Annotated in this window: 19 protein-coding genes; 2 read left to right on the top strand and 17 right to left on the bottom strand. The window is 68.2% G+C overall.

All coding sequences use genetic code 11. The features are described from left to right. Positions 1-37: 37 nt before the first annotated feature. The 14 genes from WFH23_RS02590 to WFH23_RS02525 form a co-directional block, all read right to left on the bottom strand. The gene (locus WFH23_RS02590; protein WP_336661483.1) at positions 38-2,947 is read right to left on the bottom strand and encodes an FtsK/SpoIIIE family DNA translocase; all 2,910 of its coding nucleotides are present in this window, start codon (positions 2,945-2,947) and stop codon (positions 38-40) included. Positions 2,948-3,049: 102 nt separating this feature from the next. Continuing rightward, the gene (locus WFH23_RS02585; protein WP_200329487.1) at positions 3,050-4,084 is read right to left on the bottom strand and encodes a peptidoglycan bridge formation glycyltransferase FemA/FemB family protein; all 1,035 of its coding nucleotides are present in this window, start codon (positions 4,082-4,084) and stop codon (positions 3,050-3,052) included. After that, on the bottom strand, positions 4,081-5,700 hold the full coding sequence (gene murJ / locus WFH23_RS02580; RefSeq protein WP_211647958.1) for a murein biosynthesis integral membrane protein MurJ: 1,620 nt from the start codon (positions 5,698-5,700) through the stop codon (positions 4,081-4,083). Before murJ ends, WFH23_RS02585 begins: the two co-directional genes overlap by 4 nt. Next, positions 5,700-6,773, bottom strand: a complete 1,074-nt coding sequence (locus WFH23_RS02575) for a lipid II:glycine glycyltransferase FemX (RefSeq protein WP_336661482.1) — start codon at positions 6,771-6,773, stop codon at positions 5,700-5,702. Before WFH23_RS02575 ends, murJ begins: the two co-directional genes overlap by 1 nt. 3 nt (positions 6,774-6,776) lie before the next feature. After that, on the bottom strand, positions 6,777-8,453 hold the full coding sequence (locus WFH23_RS02570) for an RNase J family beta-CASP ribonuclease (protein ID WP_090147838.1): 1,677 nt from the start codon (positions 8,451-8,453) through the stop codon (positions 6,777-6,779). Positions 8,454-8,467: 14 nt separating this feature from the next. After that, positions 8,468-9,445: a 4-hydroxy-tetrahydrodipicolinate synthase gene (dapA, locus tag WFH23_RS02565; RefSeq protein WP_090147837.1), complete on the bottom strand. Its 978-nt coding sequence runs from the start codon at positions 9,443-9,445 to the stop codon at positions 8,468-8,470. 4 nt (positions 9,446-9,449) lie between these two features. After that, positions 9,450-9,968, bottom strand: a complete 519-nt coding sequence (locus WFH23_RS02560; protein ID WP_336661481.1) for a dihydrofolate reductase — start codon at positions 9,966-9,968, stop codon at positions 9,450-9,452. 13 nt (positions 9,969-9,981) lie between these two features. Next, positions 9,982-10,791, bottom strand: a complete 810-nt coding sequence (locus WFH23_RS02555) for a thymidylate synthase (protein WP_336661480.1) — start codon at positions 10,789-10,791, stop codon at positions 9,982-9,984. A 10-nt stretch (positions 10,792-10,801) separates the two neighbouring features. Next, positions 10,802-11,791, bottom strand: a complete 990-nt coding sequence (locus tag WFH23_RS02550) for a GGDEF domain-containing protein (protein ID WP_336661479.1) — start codon at positions 11,789-11,791, stop codon at positions 10,802-10,804. Between the two features lie 94 nt (positions 11,792-11,885). After that, entirely contained in the window at positions 11,886-13,484 is a 1,599-nt protein-coding gene (locus WFH23_RS02545; RefSeq protein WP_090147831.1) for an APC family permease, read from the bottom strand. Positions 13,485-13,590: 106 nt separating this feature from the next. Continuing rightward, positions 13,591-14,052, bottom strand: coding sequence for a tetratricopeptide repeat protein (locus WFH23_RS02540; protein WP_176698303.1), 462 nt, complete (start codon positions 14,050-14,052; stop codon positions 13,591-13,593). Beyond that, on the bottom strand, positions 14,049-14,804 hold the full coding sequence (gene dapB / locus WFH23_RS02535) for a 4-hydroxy-tetrahydrodipicolinate reductase (RefSeq protein ID WP_336661478.1): 756 nt from the start codon (positions 14,802-14,804) through the stop codon (positions 14,049-14,051). The genes WFH23_RS02540 and dapB overlap by 4 nt, the downstream gene beginning before the upstream one ends. A 32-nt stretch (positions 14,805-14,836) precedes the next feature. Continuing rightward, positions 14,837-16,243: a M16 family metallopeptidase gene (locus tag WFH23_RS02530; RefSeq protein ID WP_336661477.1), complete on the bottom strand. Its 1,407-nt coding sequence runs from the start codon at positions 16,241-16,243 to the stop codon at positions 14,837-14,839. A gap of 159 nt (positions 16,244-16,402) precedes the next feature. Next, positions 16,403-18,667, bottom strand: coding sequence for a polyribonucleotide nucleotidyltransferase (locus tag WFH23_RS02525; protein WP_090147825.1), 2,265 nt, complete (start codon positions 18,665-18,667; stop codon positions 16,403-16,405). 384 nt (positions 18,668-19,051) lie between these two features. Here WFH23_RS02525 and WFH23_RS02520 point away from each other — a divergent pair, with 384 nt between their 5' ends. After that, complete coding sequence (locus tag WFH23_RS02520; RefSeq protein ID WP_211647944.1) at positions 19,052-19,717, top strand: FadR/GntR family transcriptional regulator; 666 nt, start codon at positions 19,052-19,054, stop codon at positions 19,715-19,717. A 71-nt stretch (positions 19,718-19,788) separates the two neighbouring features. On the opposite strand, the gene serA is transcribed toward WFH23_RS02520, so the two are convergent. The 3 genes from serA to WFH23_RS02505 form a co-directional block, all read right to left on the bottom strand. Continuing rightward, complete coding sequence (gene serA, locus WFH23_RS02515; protein WP_336661476.1) at positions 19,789-21,381, bottom strand: phosphoglycerate dehydrogenase; 1,593 nt, start codon at positions 21,379-21,381, stop codon at positions 19,789-19,791. 89 nt (positions 21,382-21,470) lie between these two features. Beyond that, a complete protein-coding gene (locus WFH23_RS02510; protein ID WP_090147818.1) occupies positions 21,471-21,791 on the bottom strand; it encodes a hypothetical protein in 321 nt (106 codons plus the stop codon). Between the two features lie 3 nt (positions 21,792-21,794). Further along, complete coding sequence (locus WFH23_RS02505) at positions 21,795-22,361, bottom strand: hypothetical protein (protein WP_336661475.1); 567 nt, start codon at positions 22,359-22,361, stop codon at positions 21,795-21,797. A gap of 139 nt (positions 22,362-22,500) precedes the next feature. Here WFH23_RS02505 and hrpB point away from each other — a divergent pair, with 139 nt between their 5' ends. After that, positions 22,501-25,167, top strand: coding sequence for an ATP-dependent helicase HrpB (gene hrpB, locus WFH23_RS02500; protein ID WP_336661474.1), 2,667 nt, complete (start codon positions 22,501-22,503; stop codon positions 25,165-25,167). Positions 25,168-25,299: the final 132 nt, after the last annotated feature.

The following is a 25,299-nucleotide window of genomic DNA, read 5'->3' as shown; positions in this document are numbered from 1 at the left end:
TGGTGCGCACGCGCGGCACCTGGAGGGCTTTCGCAGCTCAGTCGCGCCCCGTGAGCTGCCACGCATCTTCGTCGCCGTCGTCTTCGACTTCTTCGAGCGTCGACTGATGCTGCGCGATCGGATCGTCGTATCGCGAGTCGCCGAACCCCAGTGCGGGGTCGAGCGGGTCGATGACATCCGTCACGGCATCCTCGCGAGCGGAGGCGGACGGGGCGGCGCTCACTGCGGAGGCGCCGACCGCCGCAGCGGCGACGCCCGGTGTCGCAGCAGCCGGGGGCCGCGGCGGTTCGAACGCTGGAGCCGGGGCCGACGGGCCACCGGTCACACGCGCCAGCACCTCCGCGAGCTGCTCCGGGCTGACCAGCACGTCACGTGCTTTCGACCCCTCAGAGGGGCCGACGATGTCGCGCGACTCCATGAGGTCCATCAGTCGCCCGGCTTTCGCGAACCCGACGCGAAGCTTGCGCTGCAGCATCGACGTCGATCCGAACTGCGAGGAGACGACCAGCTCGATCGCGGCGACGAGCACTTCGAGGTCGTCGCCGATGTCCTCGTCGATCTCCTTCTTTTCGACCACCTGAGCGACGTCAGCGCGGTATTCAGGCTGCGCCTGCGCCTTCACGTGCGCGACGACCTGCGCGATCTCTGCCTCGCCGACCCACGCGCCCTGCACGCGGACCGGCGACGATTCGCCGTTGAGCAGGAGGAGGCCGTCTCCCTGTCCGATGAGTCGCTCAGCGCCGACCTCATCGAGGATGACGCGCGAATCGGTGCCGGAGGCGACGGCGAAGGCGTACCGGCTCGGCACGTTCGACTTGATGACGCCGGTGACGACGTTCACGGAGGGACGCTGCGTCGCCAGCACCAGGTGGATCCCGGCGGCGCGCGCCAGCTGCGTGATGCGCTGGATCGAGTCCTCGACGTCGCGCGGGGCGACGAGCATGAGGTCGGCGAGCTCGTCGACGACGACGAGCAGGTACGGGTACGGCTTGAGCACGCGCTGGCTTCCCTCGGGAAGCACGATGCCGCCCGAGCGCACGGCTTCGTTGAAGTCGTCGATGTGGCGGAAGCCGAAGCTCGCCAGATCGTCGTACCGCATGTCCATCTCCTTCACGACCCACTGCAGCGCTTCCGCCGCTTTCTTGGGGTTCGTGATGATGGGCGTGATGAGGTGCGGCACGCCCTGGTACACGGTGAGCTCGACGCGCTTCGGGTCCACGAGCACCATGCGGACGTCGGACGGCGTAGCGCGCATCAGAATGCTGGTGATCATCGAGTTGATGAAGCTCGACTTGCCGGAGCCGGTGGCTCCGGCGACGAGCAGGTGGGGCATCTTCGCGAGGTTGGCGACGACGAAGCCTCCCTTGACGTCTTTGCCGACGCCGATCGTCATCGGGTGCACGCTGCGCTGCGCCTTGCTCGATCGCAGCACGTCGCCGAGTGCGACGTTCTCGCGGTCCTGATTCGGGATCTCGATGCCGATCGCGCTGCGGCCGGGGATCGGAGACAGAATGCGCACCTCGTTCGACGCGACCGCGTACGACAGATTCTTCGAGAGCGCTGTGACCTTCTCCACTTTCACACCGGGGCCGAGCTCGACCTCGTACTGCGTGACCGTCGGCCCGCGCGAGAAGCCGGAGACCCGCGCATCGACCTTGAACTCCTCGAAGACCCGCGCGATGGCCGCGGTGATCAGGTCGTTGGCTTCCGTGTGGGTCTTGGGCGCGTCGCCAGTCGCGAGCGCATGCTGATCCGGAAGCTGGTAGGCCGCCTGATCGGCGGGACTGTGCGGGGGCGCGACGACGAACGGCTCGGATGCGGGCGCGGCAGCGGGCTGGTCAGCGGCCGTCTCCGGCGCTGACGGCGCGAAGTCGTCCCAGGAATCATCTCCGAGACCAGAGGCCGGAGTCGGCGCGGCAGCCTGCACCGCTGCTTCTGCCTGCTCGAGGTCGTCGAAGAGGTCGGAGGGGAAGACGCCGGTCTCCGGTTCGGGTGCCAGCGCGGACTCGAAGGCGCCGCTCCGTTCGGGCTCGGGAGCGGGCCCGCCGAGGGCGGAGTCGAGCGCCGAACGATCGGCTGCGTACTCCGGGTCCTCCTCACGGCCCGACGCGTTGCGACGCCACCAGGGCATCGCGTCTCCGTCGCCTTCCTGCGCCTCGAGATCGAACAGCGCCTGCTCATCGGCGCGCGCCTGCTTGCGACTGCGCTTGGGGGCCGGCGGCTCCGCGGGCGCTTCGGGGTCGCCGCTGACGCCGAACAGGAACACGTATGCCTCCCGCATGCGCTGCGCGATGCGGGATGGCGGCGTCTTGAGAACGATGAGCAGAGACATCAGAATCAGGATCGACAGCACCGGCACGGCGACCCACATCGTCAGATAGCCGAGCGTTCCCCCGACGAGCCAGCCGAAGACACCGCCTGCGGCGCTGAGGCGCTCCGGGTTCTCCCACGGGTTGGGCATGCCGCCGTACAGGTGGCAGATGCCGGCGATGGAGAGCACCGCGAGCGTGAGCCCGGTGGCGATGCGGCGGTTGTCGTGCACGCTCGAGGGATGGTTGAAGAGCCAGAGCGCGAACCCCGCCATGATGATCGGCAGGCCGAAGGCGACACGACCGAACAGGCCTCCGAACGACCACGCGTCGAGTGCGACCGCGAAGGTCTGACCGATGAAGAACCACTCGATCACCGCCCCGACGATCGCGAGCAGCACGAGCAGGAAGGGGACCCCGTCTCGGCGGTCCTCTGGAGCGAGCGGTTCGACCCGGAAGGCGCGCGCGGCGGCCCCGAAGGCGTGCGCCAAGCCGTTCCAGGCGCGGACGATCACGCCGTCGGTCGGCTCAGGCTCGGCGAGCACCTTCGTTTTCGCGGTCGCCCGGGTATCCGCGGTACGGGCACCCCGTGTCGCGGTCTTGCCCGCGTTCTGGCGCGACGAAGCTTTACTGGCCATGGTACGAGGGTACGTTCGACCGCCGACATTGGCGAGTTGACGCTCCGGGCCCACCCGAATCACCCGGAGAGCGAAGCCCGCGCTCCCCGGCTGCGCCGGACCTCAGCGGCGCTTGAGCGCCCGCACCGCTCGCTTCGCGAGCGGCAGCCCCTTGGTCCACAGCGCATAGCCAGCGCCCGGGCGATCCCAGCTGCCCGCGAGCAGGTTCTCGTGCGACGCGAACCCGGTCTTGAACGTCGTCACTCCGTCGTTGATGAGCCCGCCGAAGTCGTAGCGCTCGATGCCGAGCGACTTCATGTGCCTGATGACGTGCCATTTGAGCGCGTAGTTCGCCCGCAGGCGCTGACCCGTCTCGTCCATCCCGCCGTAGAGCTCGAAGGCGGTGCGGCCCGATTTCGCCATGAACAGGAATGCGACCGGCCGATCCTCGACGTAAGCAGCCCAGACGGGTGCGTCGTCGCCCAGCATCGTGAACACGTCATGGTAGTACGAGTCTTCATGCAGGCCGAAGTCCGCGCGCTCGCTCGTCTCCCGGTAGACCTCCAGGCAGACGTCGAGCTGCTCGAGCGATTCGACGGGGCGGATGTGGATCGCGTCCTCCCTGCCCGATTTCCGAATGTACTGACGATGCTTCTTCGACATGTCGGCCAGAAGCTCGTCTTCCGACCGCCGGAGATCGAGAATCAACGTACGGGCCGGGAGCACGGGCGTCTCGGCTGCACGCCACGATTTCGAGAGCGGGAATTCCCCCGCGTTCTCGTCCGGCTCGATCGAGAGCGCCACCGCCCGCCGTGATCCGTGCACGTAGTCGGCGATCGCGTCTGCCACGGCCGATGGCGCCGGCGCCTTCGCGGGGCGCTCGCCGTCCGCGGGGTCTCGCGCCAGCACGGGCCCGCGGGGCGCGTAGACGAAATCTCCGAGCGGACCTGGCAGGGTTCGCGTCAGGAGCTGGCAGGCGCCGACGACCACGGCCCCCTCCTGACGCCCGGAGCGCACCAGCACGCGCTCCGCCTTCCAGCGGTGGGCGGATTTCACGTCGCCCCAGCCCCAGAGCTGCAGCGGGTGGCCGCCGAGTTCTCTGACGGTGGCGTCCCACTCGGCACGATCGGTGCACGGGGTCACGAAGAGGGAGGTCACGAACGATTCCTTCCGAGAATACGAGAGACGGTGCCGACGATATCCGAAACTTCGGACGATCTGAGGAGTCGGAGCACCAGGAAATACACGATGCCGACGATCACTGCTTCGACGGCCGCGAACGGCAGGGCCTGCCAGACGCTGAACTCCGGGGCGATGATGCGCCCGACGTGCGTCGCGACGAGCCCGACGGCAATCGCCGGCACCGCCGCGATGGCGTACTTGGTCAAGCTCTGCGCGATCCTGCGCCCGTCGATCGAGCCGATCTTCCGCCGGAGCAACCAGGTCGCGATCACGGTTTCGACGATGGTGGCGAACGACCAGATCAATGCGAACGAGAATCCGATGTGGCGGGGCGCGACGAGCACGGGGAGCAGCAGGGAGAGCGCGATCACGATCACCATCTGGATCGTCGTGAACACGAAGGGCGTGCGCGTGTCGGAGAGGGCGTAGAACGCCCGCTGCACCACGAAGAGGAAGCTGTACGCAGCAAGGCTGACGGAGTAGGCCATCAGAGCTTCGCCGAACATCTCCACCTGCTCTGGCAGCGCCCCGAAATTGATGACGCGGCCGATGAATGGAGCGGCCGTTACGAGAATGACGGCCGCGTAGACCATGACGAGCGCGATCTGGCGCACCGAGGCCGAGAAGTCGCTCTTGAACTCCGCCATCCGGCCCGACTGCCCCCATTCGGCCAACCGCGTGAAGTAGGCGGTCGCGAGGGATACGGCGATCACCGAGTGCGGCATCATGAAGATGAGCCACACGTTCTGCATCGCGCTCGTCGACGGCCCCTCCCCCGACCCGATCGCCACGATGCGGTTCGTCACGATGCCGCCGACCTGCATCACGACGACCATGGCGAGCGTCCAGGTCGCGAGTCTCGCGGTGTGGCCGAGTCCGACGCCCCGCCAGGCGAAGTCGGGACGGAATCGGATACCGGCATTGCGCCATGAGACGAACAGGATCAATGCCTGCGCGACGATGCCGAGGGTCGCGCTGCCGCCGAGCACCGCGATCATATCGGCGCTCCAACCGGTGACCGCGAGACGGCCCTCCGGATCCGCTCCGAACATGGCGATGAAGACGAGGATGCCCGTGATCGCGATGAGGTTGTTGAGCACGGGCGCCCAGGTGAACGGGCCGAACCGGCTTCGCGCGTTCAGCACCTCGCCCATCACGGTGTAGATGCCGTAGAAGACGACCTGCGGCATGCACCAGTACGCGAAGGCGGTTGCGAGAGCCAGCTGGTCCTCGCCCCAGCCTTCGACCGTGATCCGCACGATCCACGGAGCGGCCGCCATCGCGAGACCCGTGATGATGACGAGCGCGGTCGTGACGAGCGTCAAGATCTTGTTGATGTACCCGGCGCCGCCGTCGCTGTTCTGCGCCGCCCTGACGATCTGCGGCACCAGCACCGCGTTCAGGACGCCGCCGATCAGGATCATGTAGACCGTGTTCGGCAGCAGGTTGCCGTTGGCGAACGCGTCGGCGGAACGGGCCCCGACCGAGCCGATCGCGTATGCGAGGAGCATGGCCTTGACCAGGCCGAGCACGCGCGAGACGATCGTGCCCGAGGCCATGACCGCGCTCGCGCGTATGAGTCCGGCAGCCATCAGTAGTAGGGATCCTTCCGAATGGCGAGCGAGGCGCGCCGCGCGAGCCGGTCGCCGAGCGCGCCCCAGACGCGATACGCGAGCGGCCGCAGCGGGAGATCGAAGGCTCCCGCGTAGTCGATGATCCGGGGCGAGAACGATCGCTTGAACTGTCCGACGCCGAACAACGGGTGCTCCCGATCGTCCACCCGGTCGGAGGGGGGCGCACCGCAGAGGTCGTGGACGGTCGCGCCGCGCTCGTTGGCCCAGCGGATCACCTCCCACTGCAGCGCGTGAGACGCACCGTACGCGGTCTTCGCGCGCACGGAGGCGCCGTCCTTGTAGGTGGTCTTCTCACCGAGCGCCATCGCGTACGCTCCGGCAACGAGCGCGCCGTCGCGGTGGGCGAGGAACATCTGCCCCGCTCCGGCACGCGCGAAGCTCTGCCAGAACTCGCGGTAGTACTGCTCGGATCGCAGCACGAACCGCCCCTCTGCGGTCTCCTGGAGCAGCCGGTACAGCGCAGCGCTGTGCTCCGCCGTCGGATCGACGCGCGTCACGACGATCCCGTCTCGCCCCGCACGATTGACGGCGTTGCGCGCCTTCTTGCCGAGACGCGCGAACACCTCCTCTTCCGTTCCGGAGACGTCCACGAGAATCGTCGACGGATTCGGGATGATGCGAACGGCATCCCGATACCCCGCGGCGCGGATCTCGGGAATCGCGTCTCGACCGAGACGCGGCTCGATCTTGAGGAGAAACGCTCCCGATGACCGGGCGAGTCTCGAGACGGCAGCCGCCACCTCGAGCACGTCAGCGGCGCTCTCGCCCTCGGGACCTGCGGGGAGATGCCACCACGAGCCGAGGAGCGGCACCCGCTTCGCGAGCACGCCGACGGCGATCGTCGCCCGCCCGGCGCGCTCGACGATCACCCGAAGATCGCGGTAGCCGTTCTGCGTGCGCTTGACCTGCAGGTACTCCTCGCCGGCCCATACCTCGCCGCCCCCGGGGTTCGCGGCGATGCGCGCATCCCACTCGGAGCGCTCCGCGTCCGTGGCGAACCGGGCGACGGCCGAAGCCGAAGCGGTCGCCATGAGCTACACCACGACCACGACAGGAACGATCATCGACTTGCGACGGAGCTTGGTGCCCACCCACCTGCCGACGGTGCGACGCGTGATCTGCTGCAGCGCATGCGGGTCGGTCACGCCGTCCTTCATCGCCTGCTCGAGCGCGTCGGCGATCTGCGGCTTGATCTTGTCGAACACGCTGTCGTCCTCGGCCACGCCCTTGGCGTGGACCTCCGGCCCCGAGACGATCTGGCCGAGACTCGTCTCCACGACGGTGATGACGGAGATGAACCCCTCCTCCGCGAGCGTGCGGCGGTCTCGGAGGTCTTCGTCGGTGACACGGCCGACGCTCTTGCCGTCGACGTAGATGAAGTCGATCTCGAGCTGGCCCACCTTGCGGGCGACGCCGTCGACCAGGTCGACGACCGTGCCGTTCTCTCCGATGATGGTGCGATTCTGCGGCACACCCGTCTGGATCGCGACGCCCGCGTTCGCGATGAGGTGGCGGTACTCCCCGTGAATCGGCATCACGTTCTTCGGGCGGACGATGTTGTAGCAGTACATGAGCTCGCCCGCGGAGGCGTGACCCGAGACGTGCACCTTGGCGTTGCCCTTGTGCACGACGTTCGCACCGAGCTTCATGAGCCCGTTGATGATGCGGTAGACGGAGTTCTCGTTGCCGGGGATCAGGCTCGAGGCGAGGATCACCGTGTCGTTCGCACCGATCTCCACCTGGTGCTCCTGATTCACCATGCGCGCGAGCACCGCCATCGGCTCACCCTGGGATCCGGTCGACATGTACACGATGCGCTCGTCGGGAATATCGCCGCTCTTCTTGAGGTCGACGAGCACGCCCTCCGGAACCGTGAGGTATCCGAGATCGGAGGCGATCTTCATGTTGCGCACCATCGACCGGCCGAGGAGCACCACGCGGCGGCCGTTCTTCTGAGCGGCGTCGAGCACCTGCTGCACACGGTGGACGTGGCTCGAGAAGCTGGCGACCACGACCTTGCCCGGCGCCTTCTCGATGACGCGTTCGAGCACCGGACCGATGTCCTTCTCGAGCGCGGTGAAGCCCGGCACCTCGGCGTTGGTCGAGTCGGTCATGAAGAGGTCGACGCCCTCTTCCCCGAGACGGGCGAACGCGCGCAGGTCCGTGATGCGGCCGTCGAGGGGCAGCTGATCCATCTTGAAATCGCCCGTGCCGATGACGAGCCCGGCATCGGTGCGGATCGCGACTGCGAGCGCGTCGGGGATCGAGTGGTTGACCGCGATGAACTCGAGGTCGAACGGACCCGTCGTGATGCGATCGCCCTCGGCGACGACGCGCGTCTCCGGGCGGATGCGGTGCTCCTTGAGCTTGGCCTCGACGAAGGCCAGGGTCAGTTTCGAGCCGATGAGGGGGATGTTCTCCCGCCGCTTCAGCAGATACGGAACCGCGCCGATGTGGTCTTCGTGGCCGTGCGTGAGCACCACTGCGACGATGTCGCCGAGGCGGTGCTCGATCTTCGAGATGTCGGGCAGGATCAGGTCCACGCCCGGCTGGTGCTCCTCTGGGAAGAGCACGCCGCAGTCGACGACGAGCAGCTTGCCGTTGATTTCGTAGACCGTCATGTTGCGGCCCACCTCGCCCAGGCCGCCGAGCGGCGTGATGCGAAGGGTGCCCGCTTCGAGAGCGGGCGGTGTGATTACGGGGTTGGGCACTGAGCCTCCTGTTATTAGCGGGTGGTGCCTGCGATCTGGGGCAGGGCACCGCCGGCAGCCGCATTGCGGTCCGGCCTGAAGTTCGAAAGGTCGATGCCTGGGGCATCGGTGATGAGAGCGAGCTCGTCCTCGATGAGGGCGGCCTCCCACTCTTCGGGACCGACGAGCGGCAATCGCACGCGCGGGCTACTGATACGGCCGAGGCCGTGCAGAATGTACTTCGCGGCGACGGTGCCGGGAACGTGGGTCATGACCGCGCGAACGAGCGGCTCGAGCTGCTGATGGACCGCGCGCGCCGTATGCAGGTCGCCCGCGTTGACGGCGTCGACGATGGCGCGGTACGGCGCGGCGGCGATGTTCGCTGTGACGCCGATCAGGCCGGTGGCGCCGATCGAGAGGTGCGGCAGCGCATTCGCGTCGTCTCCCGAGAAGTACATCAGGTCGGTCTGGTTCAGCACCCGGCTGACCTCGCTGAAATCGCCCTTGGCGTCTTTCACGGCGAGGATGTTCGGGTGCTTGGCGAGCCGCAGCAGCGTCTCGTACTTGATCGGCACCCCGGTCCGGCCCGGGATGTCGTACAGGATGACGGGGAGATCCGTCGCATCGGCGACCATGCGGAAGTGGGTGAGGAGGCCGGCCTGCGTCGGCTTGTTGTAGTACGGGGTGACGATCATCACACCGTCGGCTCCGGCCTTCTCACTGGCGCGGTAGAGCTCGATCGCGTGCGCGGTCTCGTTCGATCCGCCGCCGGTGATGATCTTGGCGCGGCCACCGGAAACCGACTTCGCGACCTCGACGAGCTTCAGCTTCTCAGGGTCGGTCAGCGTGCTCGTCTCGCCGGTCGTACCGGTGACGACGATGCCATCCGCGCCGCTCGAGATGCAGTCGTCGATGTGCTTCTCGGTCGCAGCCCAATCGACTTCACCATCAGCGTGGAACGGCGTGATGAGTGCGACGAGGACCTGACCGAAAGGATTCTCTGGGTGTGCCACGAGACTAGGCTACCGGACGTTCTCCCTGCGAAGCCCCCATGCGCCACCGCTCGAACCGATACTCGAGCCCGGTCCGCGACGTTTCCGGCGTCCCCGGGTCGACCAGCGTCCATTCAGGACCGATCTCGGGAGCGAAGGTATCGGCGTCCGGCACATCGAGTCCGATCCTCGTCACGACGAGTTCGTCGGCGAACGGCATGCCCGCCCGGTAGAGCTGGCCTCCGCCCATGATCCACACGCGATCGTGCGGCCCGCTGTCGCGGGCGAGCTCGTCGAGCACGCTCTCGAGCGACGGCACCACCGTCGCTCCGGGCGCGTCGTACGATGCCGTGCTGGTCACCACGAAGTTCTCACGGCCGGGGAGCGGCCTGAAGCGAGCGGGAAGGGACTCCCAGGTGCCGCGCCCCATGATGACGGGATCGCCGAGGGTCTGCTCCTTGAAGAACGCCGCGTCCTCCGGCAGGCGCCAGGGCATCTCGCCGTCGCGGCCGATCGCCCCTCCACGGGCCTCCGCCCAGATCATGCCGAGAATCATGTCAGACCGCGACCGGTGCTTTGATGCCCGGGTGATGCTCGTAGCCGACGACCTCGAAATCGTCGAGCGTGTACGCGAAGATCGAGTCGGCCTTGCGGATCTCGATGCTCGGGTACGGGAACGGATCGCGCGCGAGCTGGCGCTCGACCTGCTCGACGTGATTGTCGTAGATGTGGCAATCCCCGCCCGTCCAGACGAACTCGCCCGGTTCGAGACCGGTCTGCTGCGCCACCATGAGCGTGAGCAGCGCGTACGAGGCGATGTTGAACGGCACCCCGAGAAACATGTCAGCCGAGCGCTGGTAGAGCTGGCACGAGAGCTTGCCATCCGCGACGTAGAACTGGAAGAACGCATGGCAGGGCGCCAGCGCCATGTCGCCCAGGTCGGCGACATTCCATGCCGAGACGATGATGCGCCGCGAGTCGGGGTTCGTGCGCAGCTGATCGATGACGTTCGCGATCTGATCGATGTGCTCGCCGCTCGGCGTCGGCCAGGAGCGCCACTGCACACCGTACACGGGGCCGAGGTCTCCGTTCGCGTCTGCCCATTCGTCCCAGATGCTGACGTCGTGCTCCTTCAGGAAGGCCGTGTTGCCCTCGCCGCGCAGGAACCACAGCAGTTCGACTGCCACCGATTTGAAGTGCACCCGCTTCGTCGTGATGAGCGGGAAGGACTCGGCGAGGTCGAAACGGATCTGCCGCCCGAAGAGGCTGCGCGTACCGGTGCCGGTGCGATCAGATTTGGCGGTGCCGTGCTCGTACACCTCTCGCAGCAGGTCTTCGTACGGGGTCGGGATCGCGTTCGCACTCACACGCGAGAGTCTACCGCGGCTCGTGCTCGGAGCTCCCGTGCGGCTCGGCATCGCCTTTCCGATTCCGTTTCGCCCCCAGCATTTCGAGGTCGGCTCGCGAGATGAAGGCATCGGGCGACTCCCCCGGCACCCACTCGGCGATGCCGTAGGACCACTTGACCGCGTCGAGCTCGCGATGCAGCCGCTCGGCAATCGACCGCGCGAGCGACGCGTCGGCATCGATGAGGAGCAGTGCGAACTCGTCGCCGCCGAACCGCGCGAACACGTCTTGCGGGCGGCAGTTCTCACGCATGTGCTGCGAGAACTGCCGGAGCACGCGATCGCCCTCGAAATGGCCGTAGCGATCGTTCACCTGCTTGAAGTCGTCGAGATCGACGTACAGCATCGCGAGGGGCCGCCCCCCGCGGTAGGAGGCTGCGACCGCGCGATCGAGCAGCGCGCGGAACCCGGTCGCGTTCCACACGCCGCAGAGCGGATCGGTCACCGACGCCCGTTCGAGTCGTCGTTTGAACAGTCCGATCAACTCGCCGAGCACCAGACCCGTCACGGTCAACGTGACGAGCACCGAGAGCATCGACGGCCCGAACCTCATCAGGATGAACGCATCCACCAGGAGGATCCACGGGTACCCGAGCAGCCGCGCGAACCACATCGGCAGGAACCAGACGAGGTACAGGAAGAACGGGAGGAAGAGCAGCCCGGTATTGATCGACCGGATCGCTTCGGGAGCGAGGAGCACCGAGGGAACCACGACGATGAAGACGAGGGCCATGAGGACCCCGGCTGCTCGCGTGGAGAACCGGCTGCCGGCCGCGAACACGCCGCCGGCGGCGGCGAGGCAGGCGATCGCGACCGCGACGAGATCGGGTCGCTCGTCCCCCGGAGGCAGGAACACGGTCGAGTTGGCGAGCGCGAAGAGCATGCCGGCGACGAAAAACGCCGCAGTGGCGAGCGAGCGGTCGTTCTGCCGCTCGAACAGCTCCCCGATTATCGCCCGCATCTCCACCCGATCTCAGAGACTTGAGCATACGCGACGGTCAGCGGGAGCGCAGCACAATGCTGGGCTCCCCTCGCCGACCGTCACGAACCGAGAGCTACGAGCCGAGCCCGTCGTCGAACACCGGCATCGCCGAAGTGTCCTCCGATGCGTCCACGCGCGCGAGCACGCGGCCGCGGAAGAACTCGGGTGACGCCTTCGCCTGCAGGAGCATGAGCACGACGCCGATGCCGAGCACCGCGACGCCGATGATGCCGACGAGGCCGACGCCGGCGATGTTGCTGCCCGATCCAGCGTCCGGGCTCATCGCATCGATCGTGGTCTTGACGAACACGATCAGCAGCAGCACGCCGCCGAGCCCCGGGAGCACGATCTTCGAGATGATCGAGCCGACGCCCTCGCGCACAGCAGTCTTGCGGAAGTACCAGGGACTCGCGAGCGCAGTGATGCCGTAGTAGAAGCACACCATCATGCCGAGTGCGGTGATCGTGTCCCACAGCACGTCCTCGCTGATGAAGCGCATCACCGCGTAGAAGACGGACGCCACGATCGACGAGAGCATGAGCGCGACGTGCGGCGACTTGTACTTCGGGTGCACCCGCTTGATCGCGGCGGGCAGTGCCCGGTAATGCGCCATGGCGAGCAGTGTGCGGGCGGGTGAGATAGCGGTCGAGTTGATCGACGCCATCGCGCTCACGAGAATGGCGAGCGAGAGCAGGATCGCGGCAGGACCCATCACCGGGTGCGCGAGCGCGGCGAAGACGTTCTCCACGATGGCCGAGTTGCCGAGGCCTGTGGGTCCGTCGCCGATGCCGGCGAATGCGACGGTGGCGGTGGCGGTGCCGACGTAGAGCACGACCAGGATCCCGACCAGGATCATCGCCGCCTTGCTCTCAGTGGACAGTCGGCCCTTCGACGGCTTCGTCTCCTCGCCCATCGTGAGCACCGTGTCCCAGCCCCAGTAGACGAAGATCGATACCGCGATGCCCGCGGCGAACGCACTGAAGCTGCTGACCTCGAAGGGGTTGAACCAGGAGAGCTGAGGTACCGTGCCCTCGGGGTTCGCGGGGTCGCCCGCTCCGACGAACATGGCGACGATGAACCACACCATGACCGCCATCTGGAAGACCACGGTGATGTACTGGAACACCTTCGTCGAGGTCATCCCGCGGTAGGAGATCAGCGTCGCCAGGGCCATGAACCCGAGGCAGACCGCGATATTGATGAACTTGTTGTCGGCGATGTCGGCGATCGACGGATCATCCATCGCGATGCTGATCGACTGGAACAGGAATTCGACCGCGATTCCCGCGAGGTTCGACAGCACCAGCACGGTGGCTGCGATGAGTCCCCATCCCGCCATCCATCCGATCCACGGGCCGAATGCGCGCGTCGCCCACGTGAACGAGGTTCCCGAATCGGGCATCGCCGAATTCAATGCGCGGTATCCGAGAGCGACGAGCAGCATGGGGATGAAGCCCATCAAGAAGATGGCGGGCGTCTGATACCCGACCTCGCTCGCCGCCGGGCCCACCGCTGCGGTGAGCGTGTATGCGGGGGCGCACACCGACAAGCCGATTACGAGAGCGCCGAGCACGCCCACCGTGCCCGACGGCAGACCCTTCTTGCTGATGCCGCTGACGGAGTCGAGTGTCCGTGTCGCGGGCTCCGGAGCGTTGAGGTCGTACTTCGCCATGTCACCTTTCCAGACTGGGGCGTCGAAGCGACCCAGAAAGTTCCGGTCGTGGCGGCCCGGGCATTGATTCTATGCACGCGGCGAGGAAACCACGAATCGATGGGGGCTATGCCCGAAGATCCTGCCGTTCGCAGGCGATCGCTCGTCGAATTGCACCGCGAGCGCGCTTTCGGTCTCCGCACGCGTCGTAGACGATTCCGAGTCGCATCCACGCCCGCCACGAGTCTGGCTCCGCCTGGACCGCGTCGCGGTACTTCGGGAACGCCGCGTCGGCGTCCGCCCGATCCGGTCTGCCCGAAGGCGTCTCCGAGACCGGCTCCTCCGGCAGCGCATCCTCCGCCTCAAGACGATCGGCCAGGCGAGTCGCCTGACTGCCGAAGAGGATCTCGCGCAGCAGCGCCCAGGCACCGATGAGCGGCAGCACGAGCATCGCGACACCCATGATGATCGCGATCGCGTCGCCAGAACCGAGCAGCGCGACCGCTCGAATGCCGACGAACACGAAGTAGAGCACGAGCACGGCGCTCATGATCGAGACGCCGATGATGGCCCGCGTGCGCGCACTCACCGCGCATCACCGGCTGCTGCCGCACCGCTCAGACCGAGCAGGGCGTCGAGCCCGACCGTGAGGCCGCGAGCATCGGCGATGGCTTCGAGGGCGGCCTGCACCCCTGCGCGATACGCCTCGTTGGAGTGGGTGTCGTGCGTCACCGTGAGCACTTCTCCGGGCCCGCCGAAGCGCACCTCCTGCTTGGCCACCACTCCGGCGAGTCTCAGGCTGTGCACGGGGATGCCCGCAATGAGCTCCCCGCGGGCCGGCTGCTCCGCGAACGGCGCATCGACCGGTCGTCCGCGACGCGCTTCCGCCATCAGCTCAGCGGTGCGCACGGCCGTGCCGCTCGGCGAGTCGACTTTGCCGGGATGGTGCGCTTCGACCACCTCCACCGCGTCGAAATAGGGCGCGGCGATACGAGCGAGCGCGGTGCCCAATACGGATCCCAGCGAGAAATTCGGCACGACGATGACGCCGCGCGCCGGCGTCCCCGCGAGCCTCGACTCGAGCGCTTCGAGCAGATCGGCGGACCAGCCGCTGGTGCCGACGATCACCTGCTGGCCTCGCGAGATCGCAGCATCGACGATCGCCGGCGAGACGTCCGGTCGGCTGACGTCGACGAGGATATCCGCGTCTGCCCCGTCTTCGGGACGGGAAGTACTGCGCAACCGGGCGACCAGCTCGAAGTCCGGATGCTGCTCGACGACCTCGCACACGAGTCGTCCCAGCCGCCCGGTCGCACCGGAGACCGCTACACGATTCTTCATTCCTCCAGGGTAGCGTTCGCCGGAGGCACCGATCACTCGCGGGATTCGAGCGAGGATCGCGATGCGTCGCCGACGGCGACCACGGTGAGCGGGCGCGCGGCGAGCGTGGCGGCGACCTCCTGGATGTCCTCCGGAGTCACTGCGGCGAAGCGCTCGAGCGAGGCGTCGAGGTCGAAGAGCTCCCCGCTGCCGAGCTCGGCGCGCGCCAGGCGACCCATCCGGGTGTCGGAATCCTCGAGCGCGAGCGCCGTCGATCCTGCGATCTGACCGAGGGCCCGCTCGAGCTCCTCCCCCGAGATCTCGGCGTCGGCGAGCTTGCGCAGCTCCACCCGGCTGAGCTCGACGACGTCGGCCGCCTTCTCCGGAGCGGTACCGGCGTACATCGCGAAGAGGCCTGAATCCGAGTAGCTCGCACCGAAGGAGTACGCCGTGTACGCGAGCCCGCGCTTCTCGCGGATCTCTTGGAACAACCGACTCGACATGCCCCCGCCGAGCACCGAGTTCATGATCCCGTAGGCGAAGCGACGCGGGTCGTTGGCGCTGAAACCGTGCGTGCCGATGAGCAGGTTCAGCTGCTCTGACGGGCGCTCGGTGATCTGCACGCGAGGTTCGCGGGCCATCGCCGAGTCGAGGGTCGGCGCTTCCAGCGTCGGGAGATCGGGCTGGGCCGCATCGATCACCTGGCGTCGCCGCACGGGCGTCGCGCTCCCGTCGGTGTGCCAGCGCCCTTCCGGTGACGCATTCAGCGCCGCGACCACCTGAGCGACGAGCCTGTCGTGATCGACGGCGCCCGCCGCCGTCACGACGAGGGTCGATGGATCGTACCGATCGCGGTAGTGGCGGTCGACGTCGACGCGTCGCGCCTCCTTGATCGTGTCGGGCCAGCCCCCGATGGGGCGGCCCAGCGGATGCTCGCCGAGCACCGCTTCGAAGAAGCGCTCGTTGGCGACATCGGCGAGATCATCGGCCGCCATCGCGAGCTCTTCGAGGATCACCCCGCGCTCGATCTCGAACTCATCGGCATCGAGCGTCGAATTCGCCACCATGTCGCTCAGCATGTCGACCGCGACATCGAGGTCGGCGTCGCGCACCTTCGCGTAGTAGCAGGTGTACTCCTTCGCGGTGAGCGCGTTGTGCTCGGCTCCGATGCGGTCGAACTCCGTCGCGATGGAGAACGCGTCGCGAGTCGGCGTGCCCTTGAAGAGCAGATGCTCGAGGAAGTGGGTGGATCCCAGGCTGCCGGGCGCATCCGCTCGTTCAGCCTGCTCGTCGCGGGAGCCGACGCCGACCCAGAACCCGATCGAAGCGCTTCGAGCCCCTGGCATGCGCTCCGTCAGCACGCGGAGCCCGCTCGGATGCACGGTGCGGCGAACCAGCCCGCCTCCCAGATCCGCGGTCAGTTCGGCTTGATCGAGGGGCAGTTGGATCGGTTCGCGCATGCCCTCAGCCTAGGGCCTCGCCGCTCCGAGCTTCCCGCGCGGTGGGCCGCCCTCCTCCGCCGGCCCGCATTCCCCGCGCCGCGCAACGCAGAACGCCCGCCGCCCCGCGCGATGCGGGACGACGGGCGTTGAATGCGGCGGACCGCCGCACTGCCGGAACTACTCGGCTGCGGGAGCCTCGGCAGCGGCTTCGGCCGGAGCCTCAGCTGCCTGCTCCTCGAGCACGGGCTCGAGTGAGAGCTTGCCGCGATCGTCGGTCTTCGTGATCTTCACGAGGATCTTCTGACCGACCGAGAGCACGTCGTCCACGCTCTCGATGCGCTTCCCACCGGCGAGCTTGCGCACCTCGGAGATGTGCAGCAGGCCGTCCTTGCCCGGGAGCAGCGAGATGAACGCGCCGAACGCCGCGTTCTTCACGACCGTACCGAGGTACTGCTCGCCGACCTCGGGGTTCTGCGGGTTCGCGATGGCGTTGACCTGCGCGCGCGCAGCCTCCGCCGCCGGACCGTCGGTCGCGCCGATGTAGACGGTGCCGTCGTCATCGATCGAGATGTCGGCGCCGGTCTGATCCTGGATCCCGTTGATCGTCTTGCCCTTCGGCCCGATCAGTTCGCCGATCTTGTCGACGGGAATGTTCACCGTGATCACGCGAGGCGCGGTCGGCGCCATCTCGTCGGGCACGTCGATCGCCTGGTTCAGCACGCCGAGGATCGTGAGGCGGGCCTCATGAGCCTGAGTCAGCGCGCCCTTCAGCACCGATGCCGGCAGGCCGTCGAGCTTGGTGTCGAGCTGAATAGCGGTGATGAACTCAGAGGTACCGGCGACCTTGAAATCCATATCGCCGAGCGCATCCTCAGCGCCCAGGATGTCGGTGAGGGCTGCGTACCGCGTCTCGCCGTCGACCTCGTCGGAGACGAGACCCATCGCGATGCCGGCGACGGGCGCGCGCAGCGGCACGCCGGCGTTCAGCAGCGACAGGGTCGACGCGCAGACCGAGCCCATCGACGTCGAACCGTTCGAGCTCAGCGCCTCTGAGACCTGGCGAATCGCGTAGGGGAACTCCTCGCGGCTCGGCAGCACCGGTACGAGCGCGCGCTCGGCGAGGAAGCCGTGCCCGATCTCGCGACGCTTCGGCGAACCGACGCGGCCGGTCTCACCGGTCGAGTACGGCGGGAAGTTGTAATGGTGCAGGTAGCGCTTGCTCGTGATCGGCGACAGCGAGTCGATCTGCTGCTCCATCTTGAGCATGTTCAGCGTGGTGACACCCAGGATCTGGGTCTCGCCGCGCTGGAAGATGGCGGAGCCGTGCACGCGAGGAATGACCTGGACCTCGGCGTCGAGCGCACGGATGTCGCTCGTTCCGCGGCCGTCCATGCGGACGCCCTCGGTGAGCACGCGGCTGCGCACGATGTCCTTCGTGACCGACTTGTACGCGGCGGAGACCTGCGCGTTGGCCGAATCGGGAAGGGTCCCGGCCTCAACCTGCGCTGCGATGCCCTCCTTGACGCGCGCCTTCAGCGCGTCGTCTGCGGCCTGGCGCTCCTGCTTGTCGGCGATCTGGTAGATCGGCGCGAGCTCGGTGCGCGCGAGCGCGTCGACGGCCGCGAGCACCTCATCGGTGTACGGCAGGAAGACCGGGTAGTCGGCGATCTCCTTCGCCGACTGCGCGGCGAGCTCGGACTGCGCCTTGCAGAGCTGCGCGATGAACGGCTTCGCGGCATCGAGGCCCTCGGCGACGACTGCCTCGTTCGGCTTCTTCGCGCCGCTGCGGATGAGCTCCCAGCTGTGCTCGGTGGCCTCTGCTTCGACCATCATGATCGCGACATCATCGTTGCCGTTGGCATCGGTCACGACACGGCCGGCCACGACGAGATCGAAGACGGCGTCCTTCAGCTGCTCGGCAGTCGGGAACGCGACCCACTGATCGCCGATGAGTGCGAGACGCACGCCCGCGATGGGACCGGAGAACGGCAGACCGGAGATCTGCGTCGACGCGGAAGCTGCGTTGATCGCGAGCGCGTCGTAGAACTCACCGGGCGCGATCGAGAGCACGGTGATGACGACCTGGACCTCGTTGCGCAGACCGCTCACGAAGGAGGGGCGCAGGGGCCGGTCGATGAGACGGCAGACGAGGATCGCCTCGGTCGAGGGACGGCCTTCGCGCCGGAAGAACGAACCGGGGATCTTGCCGGCGGCGTACGAGCGCTCTTCGACGTCGATGGTCAGCGGGAAGAAGTCGAAGTGATCCTTCGGCTGCTTCGATGCGCTGGTCGCCGAGAGGAGCATCGTCTCCTCGTCGAGGTACGCGGCGACCGCGCCCTGGGCCTGCTGCGCGAGCCGGCCTGTTTCGAATCGGATGGTGCGCTTGCCGAATGTGCCGTTGTCGAGCACAGCTTCGGCGAACTTGATTTCAGGACCCTCCACGGGTTCTCCTTACTCACGAGAGCACGCGACGGACAGTCCGGATCGCGCCGGCGTATGCTGCGGTCGATCGCGGATGCTGATGTTCAGTAGACGACCACCCTGCGCACCGCTCCGCGCGGAACCAGAGGGATCCACCACCGAAGACCAGCCCGCCAATCGGCGTGCTCGGTTCTTCGTTTTGACACGGGCAGACGCCCGCTCTCACAGGATAGCACCGAGGGCCTGGCAGCACGCAGGGTATCCGGGTCTGCGGCGCACGCTCAGATGAGCTGTCAGACAGATTACCGAAGCGGACGAAAACTCAATATTCTGGTGCGAGTAGATCCGCACCGACGCCGACACTCGACCTGCGAGCCCGCGTTGCGCTCCCGAAAGGTCCCGCCCATGGATTCCCCCGTCAAGCGCGTCAGCGCGACCGAGGCCGCGTTCCGCGCGATCCGGGATCTCATCGACAACGATGCGGTCGTTCCCGGCGATCGTCTGCCCGGAGAGCTGACCCTCGCCAAGCAATTCGGCGTGAGCCGATCCGTCGTGCGGGAGGCACTCCACGCGTGCTCGACGCTGGGGCTCACCGAGACCCGCAGCGGCAGCGGCACCTACGTCGTCTCGAAGACTCCGTCCGGCGTGTCCGAGTTCGGCGGGTTCGACCCAGACCACCTCATGGAGGCGCGTATCCACGTCGAGGTGCCCACCGCGGGCCACGCGGCGCAGCGGCGCACTGAGATCGAGCTCGAAGCGATGCGCAGACTCCTCAGCCGCATGCTCGAGACGACGGCGCTGCACGAATGGGTGCGCCTCGACCGCGACTTCCACACCCTCATCGCTGAGGCGAGCCACAACTCGGTGCTCCTCAGCATCACCGCGTCGATGCGGCGCTCGCTCGATCTGCAATCCGAGTTCTTGAACATCACGCAGGCGCGTCAGCTCGATTCCGACGTCGAGCATGCGACCATCTTCGCCGCCATCGAGGCCGGCGACCGGGTTGCGGCTGAAGAAGCCGCGCTGCAGCACATCGACGCCGTCGCCTCGGCGATCCGAGCCGGGCGGTAGCGGCGGGGCGGATCCTGCACGCACGGAGCCCCCTCCGCCGAGATCGCGGAAGGGGCTTCGTGGTTCGGCGCCTAGAGGGCGTCGATGTCGATCGTGTGCATGTGCTCGGCGCCGATCGCGCCGCGCAGTGCGCCGATGAGCGTCTCCTCGACCGGCGCGTCAACCGAGAGCACCGACAGGGCGGTGCCCCGCTTCTCATCGCGAGCGATCTGGAGACCGGCGATGTTCACGCCGGCCTCGCCGAGCACGCCGCCGTAGGTCGCGACGATGCCGGGACGGTCGACGTAGCTGAAGACGATGAGGTGCTCCGGAACCGGCAGCTCAACCTCGTATCCGTTGATCTCGACGATCTTCTCGACCTGCTTCGGGCCCGTCAGTGTGCCCGAAACCGAGATGGAGGTGCCGTCGGTGAGCGCGCCGCGGATGGTGATCACGTTGCGGTAGCTCTCCGAGAGCGAGTCGACGGTGAACCGAACGTCGATGTTGCGCTGCTCCGCGAGCAGTGGCGCGTTGACGTACGAGACGGGCTCGCTGACCACCTTCGAGAACAACCCCTTCAGGCCGGCGAGTCGCAGAGCCTGCACGTTGTGCTCGGCGAGCTCGCCGTGCACCTCGATGTCGACCGAGGCGATCGCGCCGTCCGCGAGACCGGCGAAGACCTGGCCGAGCTTCTCCGTCAGCGGCAGGCCGGGGCGCACGTACTCGTCGATGGCGCCGCCCGCGACATTCACCGCGTCGGGAACGAGATCGCCGGCGAGGGCGAGGCGCACCGACTTCGCGACCGAGACGCCCGCCTTCTCCTGGGCCTCATCGGTCGACGCACCGAGGTGCGGCGTCACGTTGACGTTCGGAAGCCCGGTGAGACGCGTGTCTGCGGGCGGCTCCTGCACGAAGACGTCGAGCGCCGCGCCGGCGATCTCGCCCGACGCGAGCGCCTCGGCGAGCGCGTCCTCGTCGATCAGGCCGCCGCGAGCGACGTTGATGACGAACGCGGTGGGCTTCATGGCCCGCAACTGCTCGGCGCCGATCATGCCGAGCGTCTCCGGCGTGCGGGGCATGTGGATCGTCAGGAAGTCCGCGCGGCCGACGAGCTCGTCGAGCGAGACGAGCTGCACGCCCAGCTGCTGCGCGCGCGCCGCGGTGATGTACGGGTCGTACGCGATGAGCTCGACGCCGAAACCGCGCAGGCGGTCGGCGATGAGCGCACCGATGCGTCCCAGTCCGATGATGCCGACGGTCTTCTCGAACAGCTCGATCCCGGTGAACGACGAGCGCTTCCATTCGCCTGCTGACAGCGACGCGTGCGCGCGGGGCAGGTGTCGCGCGAGACCCAGGATGTGCGCGACCGTCAACTCGGCGGCGCTGATGATGTTGGACGTCGGCGCGTTGACGACCATCACACCGGCCTGGGTGGCCGCCTTGATGTCGACGTTGTCGAGACCGACGCCGGCACGGGCCACGACCTTGAGCTTCGGCGCCCAGCCGAGCGCCTCCGCATCGATCTGCGTGGCGGAGCGGACCAATACCGCGTCAGCGGAACCGAGCGCCGAGCGCAGCGCATCGCGATCCGTTCCGTCGACGTGCACCACCTCGAAGTCGGGGCCGAGAGCGGCGATGGTTGCGGGCGAAAGTTGTTCGGCGATCAGCACGACCGGCGCAGACATCAAGCAGATCCTTCGGGTTGAAAACGAGGACAATACGCGCAGCGCACGCAGGGCACCAGTCTAGCCCCGCAGGGGTCGGCTGCTCCCGGCTACGCGAAATATGACGAGTCGGGCACGACGTGCATGATGTCGATCTGCCAGGCGGCGACCAGCGCCACGCCAGCGGCGAGCAGCAGGATCCTGGCGCCCGCTCCCCGTCGTCTTCCGAGCAGGAGCGCGAGCGCGAAGACGACCGCCGGCATCACCACGCCGACGACGAGCCAGAAGCGACCCGACCCGGTGAGGCCCGTGCCGAGCGCCGCGCTCATGCCCATGACCCCGACGAGGTTGCCGATGCCCGCGACGATCGCGTACAGGTAGAGCAGCCCGAGCAGCACCCCGGCCGACCATGCGGAAATGAGTTTCGCCATGCCTCAGACGCCTCTCTCGATGAGCATCGGCAGCGGTACGAGCACCACGGCGCCGATGAGCAGCAGGATCGTCAGGAGCTTGGTGCGGCCTCCGCGCCCGAAGACGAGCGCCGTGAAGAACCAGAGGGGCGCGGCGAACGGCGCAGCCCAGAAGACGACCTGCTGCAGCACGCCGCCGATGATGCCGCTCCCCGCAGCGGTGACCGAATTGTTCTCGGAGTAGGCCTGCGCCACGATGAACCAGCCCCAGGTGTAGAGCAAGTAGAGTCCGCCGAAGACTCCCAGCACGACGAGTGCGCCGTTCGAGATCTGGGATCGCTCAGGTGCATTGGCGTCGACGACAGCGTCGATCGCGTCGCTCTCGGACTGCGCCTGCGGTCGCGCTCCCTCGTCGCCGACGCGCGACGGCGCACGTTGCACATCCGTCGCATCCGCCCCGACACCAGGAGGCGGATCGCCGCGCACTGCATCCGGATCACCGGCTGCGGCCGGCTCCCCGGCGACGGTCCATCCGCTCGCGAGCGAGCTCTCCCGAGGTTCCCGCGACGCGCGGCCCGGCTTCTGCTTCATCCCTCCAGGGTATCGCTCGACGACTCCACGTCTGCCGGGAGCGGCATCGCGCGGCACCCGAGGCGGCCGACCGCGAGCACGAACTGCGCCGGCACCGGCCGCGGCGCAGAGCCGGGCACCGCACTTCTACACTGGAGGGATGCCCCATCGCTTCGATCTCGCCGCCATCGGCGCCGGGCTCGTCGTCGCGAACGAGGCTGAAGCGCTCGTGGCGGCTCTCGCCGGCGGCGTCGCGGTCGTGACGGCTCCCCCTGGCACCGGGAAGACCACCTTCGTGCCTCCGCTCGTCGCAGACCTGCTGAGCGAGACGTCTCCGGGCGGCGATGCCCCATCGCGGTCGAGCGGCCGGGCCCCGACGGTCTTGCTCACGCAACCGCGACGGGTCGCAGTGCGCGCGGCAGCGGCCCGGATCGCCCAGCTCGACGGCTCCCCGCTCGGCCGCGCGATCGGGTTCACCGTTCGCGGTGAACGCGTGCTCGATCCCGCGCACCGCATCGAGGCGCTCACTCCCGGGGTGCTGCTGCGCCGCCTGCTCCGGGACCCGGACCTCCCCGGTGTCGGCGCGGTGATCCTCGACGAGGTGCATGAGCGCTCGCTCGACGGCGACCTGCTGCTCGGCATGCTGGCCGAGGTCCGCGCGCTTCGCGATGATCTCATCGTGGTCGCGATGTCGGCGACGCTCGATGCGCGTCGTGTCGCCGACCTCCTCGGCTCCGACGAGGCACCGGCTCCGATCGTGGACGTGCCCTCGGCGCTGCACCCGCTGCGCGTCGACTACGCCCCGTTCGACCGCCCGAGGCTCGACGATCGAGGGGTCAGCCGGGAGTTCCTCGCGCATCTCGCGGGAGTAGCAGCGGAAGCGCAGCGCTCAGAGGGGTGCGATGCACTCGTTTTCGTTCCCGGCGCCCGCGAGGTCGATGAGCTCGTCAGCCTGCTGCGCTCCCGAGTGCCGGGACACGGGACCTCGGCGGTCGATGTGCTGCCGCTGCACGGTCGATTGGAGCCTCGGGCGCAGGATCGCGCGGTGCGCGGGCGGCTTCACGGCGATCCTCCTCGCATCGTCGTGAGCACCTCGCTCGCCGAGAGCTCGCTCACCGTGCCGGGGGTGCGCCTCGTCGTGGACGCCGGTCTCTCGCGGGAGGTTCGACGGGATCGAGCTCGGAGCATGACGGGGCTCGTCACGGTGAGCGCATCCCGCTCGAGCGTCGTGCAGCGCGCCGGTCGCGCGGCGCGCCTCGGACCCGGTCGCGCGGTGCGCGCTTACTCCGAGTCCGACTTCGCGCGCATGCCGGCCGACGCCGCTCCTGAGATCGCGGCTGCCGACCTCACGGACGCCGCACTCGTGCTCGCCGCCTGGGGCACGCCTCGTGGTGAGGGCCTGGCCCTGCCGACGTGCCCGCCCGCTGCGGCGATGCGTGAGGCGGAGCACGTACTGCGCACGCTTGAGCTCGTCAACGACACGGGCAGCATCACGACACTCGGAGCGCGCGTCGCTCAACTCCCGATCGGCGCCCGTGAAGCGCGAGCCCTGCTCTCCGGGAGCACCGCCCTCGAAGACCGGACTCGAGTGGCGGAGATCGTCGCCGCCATGACGGGAGATCACCGCGATGCGGGGGCCGACCTCGCACGGGTGCTGCGCGAGCTCCGCGCCGGGCGCTCCCCCGGTGCGGCGACGTGGCGCCGAGAGTCCCAACGGCTGCGCAGGATCGTCGATGCCGAGTTCGAGACGACCTCCGAGGCCGCAGCCGACACCCGCGCGCCCGGCACGACGGCGACGGCGACGGCGACGCAGCATTCCAACGCCGGAGCCTCGCCAGGGCCCGTCGTGGCGCTCGCCCGGCCCGAGTGGATCGCGCGGCGAGTCGCATCCGGCTCCCGAGCGTACGTGCTGGCGAGCGGGACGCGCGCGGCACTGCCCGAGGGGAGCCCCCTCCTCGGCTCGGAATGGATCGCCGTGCGAGAGGTGCAACGCGCCGACGGTCGCGCTGCCGACGGCACCGGCGCGGTGATCCGCCTCGCCGCTCCCCTCACGGATGCCGATGCACGGCACTTCGGCGCGTCCCTGCTCGCCGAGCAGCGATCGGCGCAGATCGTCGACGGCCGCGTCCAGGTGCGGGAGGAGCGGCGCCTCGGCGCGATCCTGCTCGCTTCGACTCCCGTCGCCGCGACACCGGCCGATTCCGCGCCCGCGATCGCGCGCCTCGTGCGCGACGACGGGCTCGGAGCTCTGACCTGGTCGGACGCGGCGAAGGCGCTGCGCGGACGGATGGCGCTGGTGCATGCTCAGCTCGGGGCGCCCTGGCCCGCCATGCACGACGCCGCGCTGCTCGCCTCGATCGATGATTGGCTCGGCCCCGACCTCGCGCGGCTCTCAGGTCGCGCGAGCCTCCGCTCCCTCGACCTCGCCGCCGCATTGCGTCGCCTCCTGCCCTGGCCCGAGGCCGCCCGCCTCGACGAGCTCGCCCCCGAGCGACTCCCCGTGCCGTCCGGCGGCAGCGCGCGCATTGCATACCCCGATGTCAGCGACGAAGAGGGCCGGCCGGTCGTCGCAGTGAAACTTCAAGAGCTATTCGGCCTCGCCGTCACGCCCCGGCTCGTCGACGGGCGGGTTCCGGTGCTCTTCCACCTGCTCTCCCCTGCCCGCAAGCCGCTCGCGGTGACCGACGATCTCGAGTCGTTCTGGAACGGGCCGTACCAGCAGGTGCGCAAGGAGATGCGCGGGCGGTACCCGAAGCACCCGTGGCCGGAGGATCCGTGGACGGCGCCCGCGACGGCGCGCACGAAGCGCGCTTCCGCCCGCCCCTGAACCGCACCCGCCGGCGCCGATGGCGATGCCGATGCCGCCGATGCCGATGCCGGCGCCGCGAGCACGAGGGCTCACCCTGAACCTGAGCGCATTTCGGCGATCAAAGCCTCGGGTTCACGTTCAACCCTCCGG

It is taken from the genome of Leucobacter sp. USHLN154 (assembly GCF_037145595.1).
Taxonomy (GTDB): Bacteria; Actinomycetota; Actinomycetes; order Actinomycetales; family Microbacteriaceae; genus Leucobacter; species Leucobacter alluvii.
Note: the sequence above shows the minus strand (reverse complement) of the source record. Positions and strands in the feature narration are given on the sequence as shown.